Origin of the sequence: Streptomyces dioscori (assembly GCF_003024195.1) — a bacterium.
Taxonomy (GTDB): Bacteria; Actinomycetota; Actinomycetes; order Streptomycetales; family Streptomycetaceae; genus Streptomyces; species Streptomyces dioscori.
The window spans coordinates 14,466-30,957 of sequence record NZ_KZ679064.1 but is presented as its reverse complement, the minus strand read 5'-3'; the positions used below and the strand labels follow the sequence as shown (position 1 = coordinate 30,957).

The following is a 16,492-nucleotide window of genomic DNA, read 5'->3' as shown; positions in this document are numbered from 1 at the left end:
GGCGCTCCGCGCCTCTAGGGGCGCGGGGAACTGCGCGACAAGCCACAACGGACGGTCAGTCGCGAATCCTCCGCACCACCCACGGCGAAGGGGCGCCCCTGCAAGGGCCCGGACCCTACTCCTTGGCCTTGGCCTTCACAGCCAGCGCAGCAACCAGCACAGGCGTGACCTGCGCGACCTGCCAAGCGCGAGCCCCGTACCCCGCGAGCGCAGCCGCGACGGACGCCGCGTCCGGAGCGGCCGGCGGCTCCCAGCAGACCCGTCGAACCGTGTCAGGAGTGATCAGGTTCTCCTGGGGCATGTTCAGGCTCTCCGCCAGCGCGGACACCGCGGCCCGCGCCGCCGACAGCCGCGCCGCGGCGGCCGGGTCCTTCTCGGCCCAGGCACGCGGCGGAGGCGGCCCGTTGAGCGGCTGACCCGGCTGCGGCAACTCGGCGTCGGGCAGTTCCTTCGCCCGGTCGACGGCCGCCTGCCACTGATCCAGCTGGCGCCGGCCCATGCGGTGCCCGAAGCCGTTCAGCGCGGCGAGCGCGTGCACATTGGCCGGTACGGCCAGCGCGGCCTCGACGATCGCCCCGTCGCCGAGGATCTTGCCCGGCGAGATGTCCCGGCGGCGCGCGGCCCGGTCCCGGGTCTCCCACAGCTCCCGTACGACGGCCATCTGCCGGCGGCGGCGCACCTTGTGCATGCCCGACGTACGGCGCCACGGGTCCTTGCGGGGCTCCGGCGGCGGTGCCGAGGCGATCGCGTCGAACTCCTCGCGGGCCCACTCCAGCTTGCCCTGCCGGTCCAGCTCCTTCTCCAGAGCGTCCCGCAGGTCGACGAGCAGCTCCACGTCGAGCGCGGCGTAGCGCAGCCACGGCTCGGGCAGCGGGCGGGTCGACCAGTCGACGGCCGAGTGCCCCTTCTCCAGTACGAAGCCCAGGACGCCCTCGACCATCGCGCCGAGCCCGACCCGCGGGAACCCGGCCAGCCGGCCGGCCAGCTCGGTGTCGAACAGGCGGCTGGGGACCATACCTATCTCCCGCAGACACGGCAGGTCCTGGGTGGCCGCGTGCAGCACCCACTCCACTCCGGAGAGCGCCTCGCCGAGGCCCGACAGGTCGGGGCAGGCGACGGGGTCGATGAGCGCGGACCCCGCGCCCTCGCGGCGCAGCTGCACCAGATAGGCGCGCTGCCCGTAGCGGTAGCCGGACGCCCGCTCGGCGTCGACGGCGACGGGGCCGGTGCCCGCCGCGAACGCGGCGATCATCTCGGCGAGGGCGTCCTCGTCGGTGATCACCGGCGGAATTCCGTCGCGGGGCTCCAGCAAGGGGATCGGCGCCGGTTCGACGTCGTCCGGAGGAGCGCCTCCGGTGGTTCGCAGTGAGCTGTCTGCTGCGGTCTCTTGGGCGTCGGTCACCTGTCAAGGGTATCTGTGTATGACAGACGCCCGTCGACGGAACGTTCCGTCGACGGGCGTCAGAGGGTCGTAAACCAGTCAGGCCGGTGAATCCTGCATCAGTCGAGCGTCCTGGTTCGTGCGGAGGGGAGGATCCGGTTCAGGCGGAGGGGATGGTTTCGGCGGGGGTCAGTGGATGATTCCCGTGCGCAGGGCCACCGCCACCATGCCGGCGCGGTCACCCGTGCCGAGCTTGCGGGCGATGCGGGCGAGGTGGCTCTTGACGGTCAGCGCGGACAGGCCCATCGAGACACCGATGGCCTTGTTCGACTGGCCTTCCGCCACCAGCCGGAGCACCTCGACCTCTCGGCCGGACAGCTCGCGGTAGCCGCCCGGGTGGCTCGGGGAACCCGGGGGGCGGCGGTGCATACGGGCGGCTGCCGAGCCGATGGGGGCGACGCCCGGCCGGGTGGGAAGCCCGACGTTCGTACGGGTGCCGGTGACGACGTAGCCCTTGACGCCGCCCGCGAGGGCGTTGCGTACGGCGCCGATGTCGTCGGCGGCGGACAGGGCCAGGCCGTTCGGCCAGCCCGCGGCGCGGGTTTCGGACAGGAGGGTGAGGCCGGAGCCGTCGGGGAGATGGACGTCTGCGACACAGATGTCGCGGGGGTTGCCGATGCGGGGACGAGCCTCCGCGACGGACGAAGCCTCGATCACGTCGCGAACACCGAGCGCCCACAGGTGGCGGGTGACGGTGGAGCGCACGCGGGGGTCGGCCACGACCACCATCGCGGTCGGCTTGTTCGGGCGGTAGGCGACCAGGCTTGCGGGCTGCTCAAGGAGAACGGACACCAGGCCTCCTGGGGTGCGGGACGGGGGACCGGCTGTGGGGATGAAGCCGGGACGAACCGTGCTTTCAAGGTCACAGAGGTCTTCGGCATCAAACCCGTCCGCCTTTAGAGAATGATCACGATTTGGTGAGTAATAATGCGTGCAATTCGGACGCACGATCGATCATCCGAAGATCGAAACGAGTCCGCTCCGCTTCGATACGAGGCCGAAAGTGGTCGTATCGATAAAAGGGCAAACGTGTTTTCGTGCAGGCCGCGGGTGGTTCGGGGGTGCGCGAGAGGGTCGCGGGGGCGCGCTCGGGGCGCGGGCGCGGCAGGCCACCCTTCAGAGGCGCCCCGGAAGGGGGAGGCCGGACCGAGGGTTGACGACGCCCCTCAGAACACGACGGAAGCCGCACCTCGCAAGAGGCACGGCTTCAGATGAGCCCCCTAAAGGGGCGCGGGGAACTGCGCGACCAGCCACGACGAGCCCGCGGACAAAATCCGGCCCGTCGCGCGGAGCGCTAAGCGCTCAGCGCGACTGGGGCCCCCGCCGCTGCGGCAGCGTCACCACGGACGCATCGCCCGGCGCCGCCGGAGGCAGCCCCGCGATCTGGGCGAGAAGGTCGCACCAGGAAGCCAGATGCGACGCGGTGTCGGGCACCCCGCCCAACCCCTCACGCGGAGTCCAGGACGCCCGGATCTCGATCTGGGACGCCGGGGGCCGCTCCGACAACCCGCCGAAGTAGTGCGAGCCGGCCCGGGTGACCGTGCCGCTGGGCTCGCCGTACGACAGCCCGCGAGCCTTCAGCGCACCCGTCAGCCACGACCAGCAGACCTCGGGCAGCAGCGGATCGGACGCCATCTCCGGCTCCAGTTCCGCACGGACCAGCGTCACCATGCGGAACGAGCCCTGCCAGGCGTCGTGCCCCGCCGGGTCGTGCAGCAGGATCAGCCGGCCGTCCGCCAGATCCTCGTCACCGTCGACGACGGTGGCCTCCAGCGCGTACGCGAACGGCGCGAGCCGTCGCGGCGCCTTCGTCGGATCGATCTCGATCTGCGGCCGCAACCGCGCGGCCCTCAACGCATCGACGGCGGCTCGAAAAGGCAGCGGAGCCGCCTCCATCGCATCCCGTTCCCCCTCCTTCGGGTCGTCCATTCCAGCGCCGTCCGACAGTCGTCCCTGAGCCGCAGCCATGCGGGGAAGATTAAGGGGAACAGAGCCTTTGCGCAGGGAGAGACACCCGTGCGCCGGACCACTGTCCGGATGACGTTGCCGAAAAGCGCCCCCGAACGCGCCGGTTCGCGGCGATACGTGACGGAGCACGCGTCGGGGCGCCCGCGCGTCGGGCCCCGGCTCAGGGTGCCTCCGGGCCGTGCGAGACTTTTCGTCGTGAGCGTCATTGACCGCCCCAAGGGCCAGCAGCCGACCGCGACATACGACTCCGCCTTCCTCAAGGCGTGCAGGCGTGAACCCGTGCCGCACACGCCCGTGTGGTTCATGCGGCAGGCCGGACGCTCACTGCCCGAGTACCTGAAGGTGCGCGAGGGCATCCCCATGCTGGAGTCCTGCATGCGGCCCGAGCTGGTCGCCGAGATCACCCTCCAGCCGGTCCGCCGGCACAAGGTGGACGCGGCGATCTACTTCAGCGACATCGTCGTACCGCTGAAGGCCATCGGTGTCGACCTGGACATCAAGCCCGGCGTGGGCCCCGTCGTCGCGAACCCGATCCGCACCCGCGCCGACCTCGACCAGCTGCGCGATCTGACGCCGGACGACGTCTGGTACGTCACCGAGGCGATGGGCCTGCTCACCCGTGAGCTGGGTGCGACCCCGCTCATCGGTTTCGCGGGCGCGCCGTTCACCCTCGCGAGCTACCTCGTGGAGGGCGGCCCGTCCCGCAACCACGAGCACACCAAGTCGCTCATGTACGGCGACCCGCAGCTCTGGGCCGACCTGCTCGACCGGCTCGCCGACATCACGGCCGCGTTCCTGAAGGTGCAGATCGAGGCGGGCGCCTCCGCCGTCCAGCTCTTCGACTCCTGGGTCGGCGCCCTCGCCCCCGCCGACTACCGGCGCTCGGTGCTGCCCGCCTCCGCGAAGGTCTTCCGGGCCGTCGAGTCGTACGGCGTCCCGCGCATCCACTTCGGTGTGGGTACGGGGGAACTGCTCGGGCTCATGGGGGAGGCGGGCGCGGACGTCGTGGGCGTCGACTGGCGGGTGCCGCTGGACGAGGCCGCCCGTCGGGTCGGGCCCGGGCGGGCGCTCCAGGGGAACCTGGATCCGGCTGTCCTCTTCGCCCCCACCTCGGTCGTGGAGCAGAAGGCCCAGGAGGTGCTGGACGCCGCCGCGGGGCTTGAGGGGCATGTGTTCAACCTTGGGCACGGGGTCCTGCCGTCGATGAGCCCGGATGCGCTGACCCGGCTCGTCGAGTACGTGCAGACGCGCTCCGCTCGGTAGGCGCTGTTTCGGGTGCGGCTTCGTCGTGGCTGGTCGCGCAGTTCCCCGCGCCCCCAGGAGGGCGCTCACCAGCGGTGGTGGGCTCTTCTGCCCCACAGGAGGCCGCGTGGCTGGGGTGGGGGCGGGGTGCCGCGGCGCAGGGGCCAGGCCAGGAGCATGCCCGTGAGGAAGCCGACCACGTGGGCCACGTACGCGACGGTGCCGGCGTCGGAGACGCCCCTGCCGGACGAGTACACCGCCTGCAGTCCGAACCAGAAGCCCAGCACGATCCAGGCGGGCAGCCGCAGCGGCAGGAAGATCAGGAACGGGACCAGGACCCAGACCCTGGCCCGCGGGTAGAGGACCAGATACGCGCCCAGCACCCCGGCGATCGCGCCCGACGCACCGATCAGCGGGTCGGTCGAGTCGGCGTTGACCAGCGCGAAGCCGTACGCCGCCGCATAGCCGCAGGCCACGTAGAAGAGCGCGTAGCGGATGTGGCCGAGGCGGTCCTCGATGTTGTTGCCGAAGATCAGCAGGAAGAGCATGTTGCCGAGCAGGTGCACCCAGCCGCCGTGCAGGAACATCGCCGTGAGGACCGACAGCTGGGGTGACTTGTCGTAGCCGGGCGGACCGACGGCACAGCCGCGGCCGGTGGCGCCCAGCCCCACGTCACCGGTGGGGACCGTCGTCGGGAGCTGTCCGTGGATCAGCTCCCTGGGGATCGCCGCCCACTGCTCCAGGAACGCCTGCAGGTGGCACAGCTGGGCCAGGTGGGACGGACCGCTGTCGCCGGTGAGTGAGCTCGCCACGCCCGGAGTGGCCAGGAAGACCACGAAATTGGCGGCGATCAGCGCGTACGTCACATAGGGCGTGCGGCGGGCCGGGTTCACGTCATGGACGGGTATGACCACGGGGGAATCCTGCCCCCGGTTCGGGGAGTCTGAACGGGGGTGGCGTCGCGTGCGTATGTTTCGGCAACCGCCCGTGATCCCGCAATACGTGAGGAACAGGTCATGAACGACCGAGCCGCTCAGCCGTTGATCGCCACGCCGGACGGCGAGGCGGAACTCGCCGTCGTACTCCGTCTGTCCTGGGAGGACGTGGCCGCGCTCGGCCAGGAGGCGGGGCGGCTGGCCGCGAGCATGCAGCGGCCTGTGACGCTGGACGAGGCGGCGAGTCATCGGCTGCGGGGGCGGCAGGTGGGGTCGCATGCGCGGCCCGCTGCCGCGTCGGCGTCCGCCATGCCGGCGGCTGCGCCCGCTGCCGTGGGTGGGCCTCAGGTCTCTGCCGTGTCTTCGTTGTCGCGGACGCCGGGGGAGCAGGCGCGGCAGGCCATAGAGAAGATAAACGGGAATGCGCAGGGGGCTTGAGGCTGTCGGGTTCGGCTGACGGCCGGTGGGGGCTGGTCGCGCAGTTCCCCGCGCCCCGTGGGGGCCCGCAGCCCTGCGGGCCCCCACGGGGCGCGGGCGGTTACTGGGCCGTCTTGCGTACCGCTGTCACCGCCTTGCGGGCCGCCACCAGGATGGGGTCCCAGACCGGGGAGAACGGTGGGGCGTAGCCGAGGTCCAGGGCTGTCATCTGTTCGACCGTCATGCCCGCCGTGAGCGCGACGGCGGCGATGTCCACGCGCTTGGCGGCGCCCTCGCGGCCGACGATCTGGACGCCCAGAAGGCGGCCGGTGCGCAGTTCGGCGAGCATCTTCACCGTCATGAGGTCGGCCTTCGGGTAGTAACCCGCGCTGTTCGTCGACTCGATCGTGACCGCCTCGAAGCGCAGCCCCGCCCGGTGCGCGTCCTTCTCGCGCAGGCCCGTACGGGCGATCTCCAGGTCGCAGACCTTGCTGACCGCCGTGCCGACGACCCCGGGGAACGTGGCGTAGCCGCCGCCGACGTTCGAGCCGATCACCTGGCCGTGCTTGTTGGCGTGCGTACCCAGCGCGATGTGCCGCTCGCTGCCCGAGACCAGGTCGAGCACCTCGACGCAGTCGCCGCCCGCCCAGATGTTCTCGTGGCCGCGCACCCGCATGGCCAGGTCCGTCAGCAGCCCCTTGTGGTCGCCGAGCGGCAGCCCCGCGGCCCCGGCGAGCGTGGTCTCCGGCCGGACACCGATGCCGAGGACCACCACGTCCGCCGCGTACTCGCCGTCCTCCGTGGCGACCGCGCGGACCCGCCCGTCGTCACCGGTGAGGATCTTGGTGACCTCGGCGTCGTTCACCATGGTGATGCCCATGCCCTCCATGGCCTCGTGCACCAGGCGGCCCATGTCCGGGTCGAGCGTGGCCATCGGCTCCTTGCCGCGGTTGACGACCGTCACCTCGTACCCGCGGTTGATCAGCGCCTCGGCCATCTCCACGCCGATGTAGCCCGCCCCGATCACGACCGCGCGGCGCCCCTCCGTACGGCTCAGCGTGTCGATGAGCGCCTGACCGTCGTCGAGGGTCTGCACCCCGTGCACCCCGGGGGCGTCGATGCCGGGCAGCGACGGCCGCACCGGACGGGCGCCCGTCGCGACCACGAGCTTGTCGTACGACGTCCACTCCTCGGCCCCGGAGTCCAGGTCGCGGGAACGCACCCGGCCGCCGTCGACGTCGAGTTCCGTGACCTCCGTACGCATCCGCAGGTCGATCCCGCGCTCCCGGTGCTCCTCGGGCGAGCGGGCGATCAGCTTGTCCCGGTCGTCGACCTCGCCGCCCACCCAGTACGGGATGCCGCACGCGGAGTAGGAGCTGAAGTGCCCCCGCTCGAAAGCGATGATCTCCAATGCGTCGGGGCCCTTCAGCCTGCGTGCCTGGGACGCGGCGGACATGCCCGCCGCGTCCCCTCCGACGACCACCAGACGCTCTTTCGTACGGTTCTCGCGACTCATAGTCATGCGAACACGCTACGGCGGTCCGGCATTTCAGTCCCGCTCGGGCTCGCCGTTCGTCGTCGCCGCGGCGGCCGCGCCACGCGGTGTCCGGCCGCGCAGGAAACGCACCCACAGGAACAGCAGCAGCGCCGTGCCCACCAGGAACGGCAGTACCGCGCCCAGCGCCAGCGCGATCCAGCGGAACATGCCGACGAACGCGTCCCAGCCGCCCCCGAGCGCGTCGGCGAAGGTGGGATCGTCGTCCTTGTCCGCCTTCTTCACCGGTGTCTCGGACAGCGACAAGGTGATCGTGGCCAGGCTCGTACGGTCCTTCAGTGAGGCCTGCTGGGCCAGCAGCGACTCCAGGTCGGCCTGGCGCGTGCTCAACTCGCCCTCCAGGGTGACCACATCGCTCAGCTTGGAGGCCCGGTCCATCAGCTCGCGGATCCGCGCCACGCTGGCCCGCTGCGTCTTGACGCGGCTCTCCACGTCGACGACCTGCTCGGTGACGTCCTCCGCCTTCGCCTTGCGGTCGATGAGTTTGCCCGAGCCCTCCAGCTCCGTGAGGACCTCCTCGTACTTGTCCGCCGGGACCCGCAGGACGACACGGGACCGCTCGCGGCCCTCGGAGTCGCGGTCCGTGGTCTCGTTGCCGACCATGCCGCCCGCGTTCTCGACCGTGGTGCGGGCCTCGGCGAGGGACTTCGGCACGTCCTTGACCTGCACGGTCAGTGAGGCGGTGTGGATGATGTGGGTGGTCAGCCGCGTCGGCGAGTCGGCCTGTTCGCCCTTGCCGCCGCTCGCGGCGCTGTCGGCCGCACCCGGTCCCTCCTGCGCGGCGTTCGGAGGGGCGGCCTTGCTGTCGCCCGAGCTGTCCATCCCGCCGTCGGCCGAGTTCGTGCACCCCGTGAGGGCGAGGGCGCCGGAGAGCAACAGCGCCGAGAGGAGCTGTACGGGGCGTGCGGAGCGGTACCGGGTCGTGCCGCCGTCCTTGCCGTCTCGCCTGCCACTGCCGTGTGTCCGCATGTCGGTGTACCCCCGAGGTGTCGAGATGAGCGTCGTGTTGTCCGACGTTCCTTCGACGCCCGAGCCCCGCGGGACGTTGGCCGGATCCGGTCCCGAAGAGGTCACGGTCCGGCCTCGTCACGGACACCCTGGTCACGGACATCCGGTCACGCGCCGTGGCGCCGGGGGCCCGGGAGACGGCGTACCGGGTCTGGGACAGTGGACACATGCACGCAGACACACGTACGGGCCCGGGTCACGTCGTCGTCATCGGGGGCGGGATCGCCGGTCTGGCCGCCGCGCACCGGCTGCTGAACGGCGGCGCGCACGTGACCGTCCTGGAGGCCTCCGAGCGGCTCGGCGGCAAGCTGCTGCCGGGCTCCGTCGCGGGCGCCCGGGTCGACCTGGGCGCCGAGTCGATGCTCGCGCGGCGGCCCGAGGCGGTCGCGCTGGCCCACGAGGTCGGTCTCGCCGACCGGCTCCGGCCGCCGAACACGGTGGGCGCCTCGATCTGGACGCGCGGAGCCCTGCGGCCCATGCCCAAGGGACACGTCATGGGCGTCCCCGCGGACGCGGCGGCCCTCTCCGGGGTGCTGTCCGACGAAGGCCTGCGCCGCATCGAGCACGAGCGCGACCTGCCGCGCACGGAGGTCGGCGACGACGTGGCGGTGGGCGCCTTCGTCGCCGAGCGGCTCGGCCGCGAGGTCGTCGACCGGCTCGTCGAGCCCCTGCTCGGCGGGGTCTACGCGGGCGACGCGTACCGCATCTCGATGCGCTCGGCCGTCCCGCAGCTCTTCGAGGCCGCCCGTACGCACGCCTCGCTCACGGAGGCGGTCCGCGAGATCCAGGCGAAGGCCGCGCGCGGTCGGAAGCCGGATCAGCCGGCCGGGCCGGTCTTCATGGGCATCGAGGGCGGCATCGGCCGACTGCCGCTCGCCGTCGCCGAGTCGGTACGCGCCCGGGGCGGCGAGATCGTCACGGGAGCCGCGGTCACGGAACTGCGCCGGGTCACCGGCGACGCGGTCGGCACCGCCGAGCGGCACGAGGGCGGCTGGCGGGTCGTCGCGGGGGGCCGGACGCTGGTGGCCGACGCCGTCGTCGTGGCGGTCCCCGCGGGCGCCGCCGCCGCGCTGCTCGCCGCCGAGGCCCCGGCCGCCGCGGCCGAGCTGGCCGCCGTCGAGTACGCGTCCATGGCGCTGATCACCCTCGCCTACCGCCGCGAGGGGACCGCCCTCCCCGAAGGCAGCGGCTTCCTGGTCCCGCCCGTCGACGGGCGGACCATCAAGGCGTCCACGTTCGCGTCCCAGAAATGGGGCTGGATCGCCGAGGAGAATCCGGACACCGTGGTCCTGCGCACCTCCGTCGGCCGGTACGGGGAGACGGAGATCCTCGGCCGCGACGACGCCGACCTCGTCGACGTGTCCCGGCACGACCTGCGCGAGGCCACCGGCCTCACCGCGGAGCCCCTGGAGACCCGGGTGACCCGCTGGGACGACGGACTGCCCCAGTACCCGGTCGGGCACCACGCGCGCGTGGCCCGCATCCGCGAACACGTCGGCAGGGTGCCTGGCCTCGCGGTGTGCGGAGCGGCGTACGACGGCGTCGGCATCCCGGCCTGTGTCGCGAGCGCGAACGCCGCCGTGGACCGGCTGCGGGGCGACGACCGGCTGACGGACGCCCTGATCACCAACCCGGTGCAGAGCCTGCACGGCGGAGCGGGAGAATAGCCCCATGAGTGACGACGCCCCCATCACCGGCCCGGCCAGGACCCCGAACGCCGGCAAGAAGGCCAAGGACCTCAACGAGGTCATCCGCTACACCCTCTGGTCCGTGTTCAAACTCCGCGACGTGCTCCCTGAGGACCGCACCGGCTACGCGGACGAGGTCCAGGAGCTGTTCGACCAGCTCGCCGCCAAGGACGTCACGGTCCGCGGCACCTACGACGTGTCGGGGCTGCGCGCCGACGCCGACCTCATGGTCTGGTGGCACGCCGAGACCGCGGACCAGCTGCAGGAGGCGTACAACCTCTTCCGCCGTACGAAGCTGGGGCGCGCGCTGGAGCCGGTCTGGTCGAACATGGCGCTGCACCGGCCCGCGGAGTTCAACCGCTCGCACGTGCCCGCGTTCCTCGCCGACGAGACGCCGCGCGACTACATCAGCGTGTATCCGTTCGTGCGCTCCTACGACTGGTACCTGCTGCCGGACGAGGACCGGCGGCGGATGCTCGCCGACCACGGGAAGATGGCGCGCGGCTACCCCGATGTGCGGGCCAACACGGTCGCGTCGTTCTCGCTGGGCGACTACGAGTGGATCCTCGCGTTCGAGGCGGACGAGTTGTATCGCATCGTGGACCTCATGCGGCACTTGCGTGCGTCCGAAGCGCGCATGCACGTGCGCGAAGAGGTCCCGTTCTACACGGGCCGCCGCAAGTCCGTACCGGATCTGATCGCATCCCTGGCCTGAGAGCCCCGTAAGGGGCGCGGGGAACTGCGCGACCAGCCACGGCCGGTCCGCAGACGCGGGGATACGCCCGACGCCCCCTTCGGGGCGTACCCCCGCAGGGGGTGGTGCGTCGGCTGCGGCCCCGGTGGGGGCGGGCCGCGCAGTTCCCCGCGCCCCTCAAGGCAAAGGCAAAAGACTGCGCAGTTCCCCGCGCCCCTTAAAGCCCCTGGCGGGGCTTCGGGGGCTTGTGCGGGCCGCAGGTCGCCCGCGGCCCCGGGACCCGGCCCTCCAAGAGATACGCGTCCACGTGGGCGTTCACGCACTTGTTGGACCCGCCCACGATCCCGTGTGACCCGGACGCCAGCTCCGTGACCAGCGCGGAGCCCGACAGACGCCGGTGCATCTCCACCGCCCCGGCGTACGGCGTCGCCGCGTCCCGTTCCGCCGCGAGGACGAGCGTGGGCGCCAGCTCACCGGGGAACGTGCGGACGTCCAGCGGCCGTTGCCGTGGCAGCGGCCAGTAGGCGCAGGGCAGGTTCATCCAGGCGTTGGACCACGTCTCGAAGGGGGCCACGCGCGCGAGGCGCGTGTTGTCGCGGTCCCAGGTGTGGAAGGACCGCGGCCAGGGCGCGTCGTTGCACTCGATGGCCGTGTAGACGGCCCTGCTGTTCTCCTGCTCCTTCACCGCGTCCGGGTGCGGACCCGCCTGCCGGATCAGCGGCTTCGGGTCGCCCTTCAGATACGCGGAGAGCGCCTGCGCGCGCTGCGGCCAGTAGTCGTCGTAGTACCCGGCCTGCAGGAACGCGCCGTGCAGCTGCCCCGGACCGACCTCGCCGCCGGCGGGCTCCGCCGCGAGCCGCGCCCGCGCCCGCTCGTAGCTGCGCCCCACCTCCCGCGCCGTGCGGCCCAGCCCGTACACCTTGTCGTGCTGGGCCGTCCACGCGCGGAAGTCGGCCCAGCGGCGCTCGAAGGCGGCCGACTGGTCGAGGTTGTTGCGGTACCAGACCTTCGCCGGGTCGGGGTTGACGGCCGAGTCGAGGACCATCCGGCGTACGTGCGACGGGAACAGCTCCGCGTACAGGGCCCCGAAGTACGTGCCGTAGGACGCTCCCATGAAGGTCAGCTTCCGCTCGCCCAGGGCCGCGCGCAGGACGTCCAGGTCGCGGGCGTTGTTGACCGAGGTGTAGTGCCTGATCGCACGGCCCGACCGCTCGACGCAGCCCCGCGCGTACGCCTTCGCCCGCGCGACGCGCTCCTCCTTGTACGCCTCCGAGGGGTGCGTCGGTGACTGCGTCGGCCCCTTCAGGAGCAGTTTCGGGTCCTGGCAGGACAGCGGGGACGAGCGGGCCACCCCGCGCGGGGCGTACCCCACGAGGTCGTACGCCGACGCGATGCGCTTCCACTCCGGGAACATGCCGATCAGCGGGAAGTACATGCCGGACGCGCCCGGACCGCCGGGGTTGTAGACGAGCGCACCCTGCCGCGGGACGGACCGCTCGCCGTCCTTGGGATCACTGGAATCCTTGAGATCCCTGGGGTCCTTGCCGGTCGCCCGAACCCGGCTGACGGTCAGCTCGATCTGCTCGCCGTCCGGGTGCGCGTAGTCGAGCGGGACCGTGACCGTGCCGCACCGCAGGGTGGCCGGGCCGTCCTCGTCCTCGGAACACGTCCCGAAGCGGATGCCGTCGGCGGCGGCCCGTTCGGCGGCGACCGCCGTGCCGTGCCGCTCGGCCCAGCCGGACGAGGCGGCCTTGGCGCTTTCCGCGGGCGCGGTGGCGACGACGGCCGTCAGCAGCAGGGCTCCGGCCGTTCCGAGGAGGACGGCAGCTCGCATCAGGTTCCCTTCAGTACACGACAGTAATAAAAGGGATATTTGGTTCGGGGCCCGGCGAAGTAAAGAACCGGCCCGCGGATGTCGGCCCAATGACCCCGATGCGCACCCGGCACGCGCCGGTGGCGCCCCCTCGGAGACCTGCCCTAGAGATGCGGCTCGCGGTGTCCGAAAGCCGCCCGCAGGTTCGGTTCGCCGACCGCGCGGATGCCCCGCACGGCCACGGTGGTGAGGTACGTACGGTCGTCGCTGTCGGGGTCCGCCCGGTGGGTCAGGGAGCTGAGCAGGTGCTGCCCGGCCGGGGAAGCCCAGCGGGTGTAGGGGTGCACCTCGATCCGCGCGATGGCCAGACAGCTCATGGTGAGGATGAGGGGCAGCGTGAACCAGACGGCCACCAGCGCCCGCTCGTGCGGGGCCTGAGCGGGCATCAGCAGCGCGACGGCGGCCAGCACCAGCACGGCCGCCGTGGCCGAGCGCACCTCGCGCACGGCGCCCGCGACGGTGGTGCGCGCCCCGTCCGGCACGGCGAGGCCCGCCGCGACCAGCCGGTCGGCGAGCACGCGTACGGCCTCCGCGGCGGCGGCGCTCGTACGGACCGGTGCGATCCGGGACTGTCCGTCGGGGCCTATCGCGCCCAGGACGGAGCGCTCCATCTCGTCCCGGCCGCGCGGGTCCACGACGGTCGCCCAGCCGGTGTGGGCGAGCAGCAGACGGCGCTGGCGGGCCATCGACACGAGCGTCAGCTCGGCGACCCTGGCGGGGCCGCCCGACAGGAACGCGGCCTCGTACAGCGTCAGGCCGCGTCCGTCGAGCGTGTGCGCGTCGTCCGCGGCGGCGGCGCGGACCGAGGCCAGGCACAGGCGCGTACAGGCCGTGCCCGCCGCGGCCCAGGCGAGGAGAAGGAGGAGGACCCAGAACATGCCGGATTTCTATGCGACGCGGGACCGGCCGCGCCACGGCTTGTTCACAATTTGGACGAAGCATCGCCATGGTGTGACGTTTCGCGTCGGCGGTACTTCGGTTGCTACGACTTGTTGTCGCCGCCGTCCGCCCCGCCGTCCGCCCCGCCGTCGGTCCCGTCGGTCCCGTCGGTCCCGTCCGCCCCGTCGTCCGACGGCCGGGCGGTCGCGGCCGGGGGCAGGGAGTAGGCCGGGGTGGGTGTGGCGGGGACGGGGCGACTGGGCGAGGCCTTGGGGCCGGGAGGTGCGGGGGAGTAGGTGAGCGGGGGCGCGCTCGCGGAGGCCGCGTCACGGGCCAGGGCGTCGAAGTCGACCAGGCCGGTCGCCTCCAGGACCGTGATGTGGTCCAGCACCGTGGTGTTCGCGTCGTCGGCGAGGCCGCGGACGAGTGAGTTGCGGGTGTTCGCGCGGATCTGGGCGACCAGGCCGAAGACCTTGCCGTGCGCGGCGCGGAGGATGTTCGCGAACTGCCGGTCGTACTCCCCGCCCCGCGCCGCGCTCAGCGTGGCGAGCCGGCCGCGCTGCTGTTCGCTGGGCTGGTTGGGCAGTTCGAGGCTGAGCCGCGCGGCCACGCTGCGTACGCGCGCATCCAGGAACGTATGGCCCTCGACGAGGTGCTCGCCCGCCGTCCGTACGGCCTTGGTGGTGCCGCGTTCCTCGGCCTGCTGACCGGCGGGCAGCTCCCACAGGCCGGCCAGCCGGACCTTCGTGACGAAGTCCCGGTCCTGCGCGGACAGCGGTCCGAAACTCGTCGTCACGCTCTGGGCGTTCAGGGTGTCCACGCCCGTGCCCGACCGGTCCGCGTACGACCAGATCGGGAAGGCGAGGGCCACGAGGGTCGTCGTCAGACCCGCGATGATGAGCCCGGTGCCGGTGAACAGCCCGCGGCCGTCGATGGATCGCATGGTGCCTCCTGTTGCGGCACCGCACGTTAGTGCGCTTCTGGTGGAGCTTGGCATAGTACTTCGTGGCGTACGCCGACTGTGGTACGGGTTTGGACGAATGCTGTACGCGATCCGGATGAGCCGGTCAGGCCGGTGGGGCCGGTGTTCTCGCAGGCGGGGGCGGTGCCGTGGGCGGCGCCCGGCGGTCGTCCGGGTCCGGCCCGCGCCGGGCCCGTACGGGATGCGCTGTGTGCCGGCTGAGTGCGTGCCCGCGCGTCCCGGTGGTCGCGAGGCGGCGCTGAGCAGGCGCGGGGCCCGCGTTCCTGGACACACCGGGTGGCGCTGTCACCCGGGTGAGCGACGTCACGGGCGGCGAGGGCCTTCTACGCCACCCGTCGACCGGTTCTCAACGCCTCAGCAGCACCCGGCGGGTGGCGCGCGCCAGCCGGGCTGCCGGGCGCTGCGACAGCGGCGCCGGACCCGAACGCTCCAGCCACCAGTCGCTCAGCGCGCGCCGCACGGCGGTGTCCTGCAGACGTCCCTCGAACAGCAGGTGCTCGGCGAAGTCCAGCGCGTCCCGCCGGTAGCCGTCGGTCATCGGGTGGCCGTGCGCGTACGCCAGGAACGCCTTCCGGTACGCCTCGGCCAGGATCTCCGGCAGCTCCGGAGCGACCTTGGCCACGACATCGGCCCGCTTCCCGGCCAGCGCCCGCGCTTGCACGGCCAGCCGGGTCCGGTCGAACCCCTCGGGCACGGGCGTCCCCGCGACGAGCGCGGACAGCAGAGCGGCCTGCGCGAGCGCGAGCCGCTGCCGGGCGGGGCCGGTGACTGCCCGGTCCTCGGGCTCGTGAGCCTCGGATGCCACGGCGGCGGCCGGGCCGCCGCCGGCCGCCTTGGGGGGCGCGGCGGACTTCTCGACCGTTTCGCGGATCGTGAGCAGCTCGCGTTCCAGCTCGGCCGGTTCGGGGAAGTTCTCGTCGCGCTCCAGGAGCACGCCCGGCGGGCGGACGCGGGAGGCCAGTTCGGCGAGTACGTCGAGGACCGCCGGGGGCACGGCGTGCGCGTGGCTGTCGTGCCAGACGCCGTCGCGTTCGAAACCGCCGGCGACATGGACGTACGCGATGGCCTCGACGGGCAGTTCGTCGAGGGCCTTGGCGGGGTCCTCGCCGCGGTTGACGTGGTTGGTGTGGAGGTTGGCCACGTCGATGAGCAGGCGTACGCCGGTGCGGTCGACCAGGTCGTACAGGAACTGCCCCTCGGTCATCTCCTCGCCCGGCCAGCAGATCAGCGCCGCGATGTTCTCCACGGCGAGCGGCACGGGCAGCGCGTCCTGGGCGATCCGGACGTTCTCGCACAGCACGTCGAGGGCGTCCCGGGTGCGGGGGACGGGCAGCAGGTGCCCGGCTTCCAGCAGCGGCGAGGCGGTCAGTGCCCCGCCCGCCCGGACGAACGCGATGTGCTCGGTGACCAGCGGGGAGCCGAGGGCCTCGGCGCGGGCCGCCAGGTCGGCGAGTTTCGCCTCGGCGGGGCGGTCGGCGCCGCCGAGGCCGAGCGACACCCCGTGCGGGACCACGGTCACACCGCGCTCCCGCAGCCGCACCAGCGATTCGGGGAGATGTCCGGGGCAGATGTTCTCGGCGACGGCCTCGACCCAGTCGATGCCGGGCATGCGCTCCACGGCCTCGGCGATCTCCGGCCGCCACCCGATTCCCGTACCCAGGTTCCTCATCGTCCCCCTCCTCCACTCCGTCACCACGACTTCACCAGGACCTTGCGCGTCTCCTTCGACGGACCTGTGTTCCGGCGTGACGGGGTGATGGCCCCGTCAGGCGGGGCCGAACCCATCGGCGGGGACGTTCAGAGCAACATT

At 72.4% G+C, this 16,492-nt stretch carries 14 protein-coding genes; 4 read left to right on the top strand and 10 right to left on the bottom strand.

Annotated features, from left to right (window positions below):
• Window positions 1–115: 115 nt before the first annotated feature.
• The 3 genes from C6Y14_RS41650 to C6Y14_RS41640 form a co-directional block, all read right to left on the bottom strand.
• The gene (locus C6Y14_RS41650; RefSeq protein ID WP_107022150.1) at window positions 116–1,402 is read right to left on the bottom strand and encodes an HRDC domain-containing protein; all 1,287 of its coding nucleotides are present in this window, start codon (window positions 1,400–1,402) and stop codon (window positions 116–118) included.
• 168 nt (window positions 1,403–1,570) lie between these two features.
• Window positions 1,571–2,233, bottom strand: a complete 663-nt coding sequence (locus C6Y14_RS41645) for a response regulator transcription factor (RefSeq protein WP_055514175.1) — start codon at window positions 2,231–2,233, stop codon at window positions 1,571–1,573.
• A 510-nt stretch (window positions 2,234–2,743) separates the two neighbouring features.
• Window positions 2,744–3,370: a DUF3000 domain-containing protein gene (locus C6Y14_RS41640; protein ID WP_199855056.1), complete on the bottom strand. Its 627-nt coding sequence runs from the start codon at window positions 3,368–3,370 to the stop codon at window positions 2,744–2,746.
• Window positions 3,371–3,604: 234 nt separating this feature from the next.
• Between C6Y14_RS41640 and hemE the strand changes: the two genes are divergently transcribed.
• A complete protein-coding gene (gene hemE / locus C6Y14_RS41635; protein WP_225891542.1) occupies window positions 3,605–4,672 on the top strand; it encodes a uroporphyrinogen decarboxylase in 1,068 nt (355 codons plus the stop codon).
• Window positions 4,673–4,737: 65 nt separating this feature from the next.
• Here the strand turns inward: hemE and C6Y14_RS41630 are convergent, their stop codons facing one another.
• Window positions 4,738–5,565 (bottom strand): rhomboid family intramembrane serine protease, encoded by an 828-nt coding sequence (locus C6Y14_RS41630; RefSeq protein ID WP_107022147.1) that lies wholly within the window; start codon window positions 5,563–5,565, stop codon window positions 4,738–4,740.
• A gap of 102 nt (window positions 5,566–5,667) precedes the next feature.
• Between C6Y14_RS41630 and C6Y14_RS41625 the strand changes: the two genes are divergently transcribed.
• Entirely contained in the window at window positions 5,668–6,024 is a 357-nt protein-coding gene (locus C6Y14_RS41625) for a hypothetical protein (protein ID WP_107022146.1), read from the top strand.
• Window positions 6,025–6,124: 100 nt separating this feature from the next.
• Here the strand turns inward: C6Y14_RS41625 and C6Y14_RS41620 are convergent, their stop codons facing one another.
• Window positions 6,125–7,525 carry an FAD-dependent oxidoreductase gene (locus C6Y14_RS41620; RefSeq protein WP_107022145.1) on the bottom strand — a complete coding sequence of 467 codons (1,401 nt, stop codon included), beginning with the start codon at window positions 7,523–7,525 and terminating at the stop codon, window positions 6,125–6,127.
• A gap of 27 nt (window positions 7,526–7,552) precedes the next feature.
• Window positions 7,553–8,527 carry a DUF4349 domain-containing protein gene (locus tag C6Y14_RS41615; RefSeq protein WP_107022180.1) on the bottom strand — a complete coding sequence of 325 codons (975 nt, stop codon included), beginning with the start codon at window positions 8,525–8,527 and terminating at the stop codon, window positions 7,553–7,555.
• 206 nt (window positions 8,528–8,733) lie between these two features.
• Here C6Y14_RS41615 and hemG point away from each other — a divergent pair, with 206 nt between their 5' ends.
• On the top strand, window positions 8,734–10,233 hold the full coding sequence (gene hemG, locus C6Y14_RS41610) for a protoporphyrinogen oxidase (protein ID WP_107022144.1): 1,500 nt from the start codon (window positions 8,734–8,736) through the stop codon (window positions 10,231–10,233).
• A 4-nt stretch (window positions 10,234–10,237) separates the two neighbouring features.
• Window positions 10,238–10,969: a hydrogen peroxide-dependent heme synthase gene (gene hemQ, locus C6Y14_RS41605; RefSeq protein WP_107022143.1), complete on the top strand. Its 732-nt coding sequence runs from the start codon at window positions 10,238–10,240 to the stop codon at window positions 10,967–10,969.
• 196 nt (window positions 10,970–11,165) lie between these two features.
• Here the strand turns inward: hemQ and C6Y14_RS41600 are convergent, their stop codons facing one another.
• The 4 genes from C6Y14_RS41600 to C6Y14_RS41585 form a co-directional block, all read right to left on the bottom strand.
• On the bottom strand, window positions 11,166–12,782 hold the full coding sequence (locus tag C6Y14_RS41600) for an alpha/beta hydrolase (RefSeq protein WP_107022142.1): 1,617 nt from the start codon (window positions 12,780–12,782) through the stop codon (window positions 11,166–11,168).
• A gap of 143 nt (window positions 12,783–12,925) precedes the next feature.
• A complete protein-coding gene (locus C6Y14_RS41595; RefSeq protein WP_107022141.1) occupies window positions 12,926–13,699 on the bottom strand; it encodes a TIGR04222 domain-containing membrane protein in 774 nt (257 codons plus the stop codon).
• Between the two features lie 104 nt (window positions 13,700–13,803).
• Window positions 13,804–14,643 carry a DUF4142 domain-containing protein gene (locus C6Y14_RS41590; protein ID WP_107022140.1) on the bottom strand — a complete coding sequence of 280 codons (840 nt, stop codon included), beginning with the start codon at window positions 14,641–14,643 and terminating at the stop codon, window positions 13,804–13,806.
• Window positions 14,644–15,028: 385 nt separating this feature from the next.
• On the bottom strand, window positions 15,029–16,351 hold the full coding sequence (locus tag C6Y14_RS41585) for a DUF692 domain-containing protein (protein WP_107022139.1): 1,323 nt from the start codon (window positions 16,349–16,351) through the stop codon (window positions 15,029–15,031).
• Window positions 16,352–16,492: the final 141 nt, after the last annotated feature.

Excerpts from the sequence above, each read along its gene's own strand:
- C6Y14_RS41640 (WP_199855056.1), bottom strand. The coding sequence starts at position 3,370 with ATGGACGACCCGAAGGAGGGGGAACGGGATGCGATGGAGGCGGCTCCG.
- C6Y14_RS41625 (WP_107022146.1), top strand. The coding sequence starts at position 5,668 with ATGAACGACCGAGCCGCTCAGCCGTTGATCGCCACGCCGGACGGCGAG.
- C6Y14_RS41620 (WP_107022145.1), bottom strand. The coding sequence starts at position 7,525 with ATGACTATGAGTCGCGAGAACCGTACGAAAGAGCGTCTGGTGGTCGTC.
- C6Y14_RS41615 (WP_107022180.1), bottom strand. The coding sequence starts at position 8,527 with ATGCGGACACACGGCAGTGGCAGGCGAGACGGCAAGGACGGCGGCACG.
- hemG (WP_107022144.1), top strand. The coding sequence starts at position 8,734 with ATGCACGCAGACACACGTACGGGCCCGGGTCACGTCGTCGTCATCGGG.
- hemQ (WP_107022143.1), top strand. The coding sequence starts at position 10,238 with ATGAGTGACGACGCCCCCATCACCGGCCCGGCCAGGACCCCGAACGCC.
- C6Y14_RS41600 (WP_107022142.1), bottom strand. The coding sequence starts at position 12,782 with ATGCGAGCTGCCGTCCTCCTCGGAACGGCCGGAGCCCTGCTGCTGACG.
- C6Y14_RS41595 (WP_107022141.1), bottom strand. The coding sequence starts at position 13,699 with ATGTTCTGGGTCCTCCTCCTTCTCCTCGCCTGGGCCGCGGCGGGCACG.
- C6Y14_RS41590 (WP_107022140.1), bottom strand. The coding sequence starts at position 14,643 with ATGCGATCCATCGACGGCCGCGGGCTGTTCACCGGCACCGGGCTCATC.
- C6Y14_RS41585 (WP_107022139.1), bottom strand. The coding sequence starts at position 16,351 with ATGAGGAACCTGGGTACGGGAATCGGGTGGCGGCCGGAGATCGCCGAG.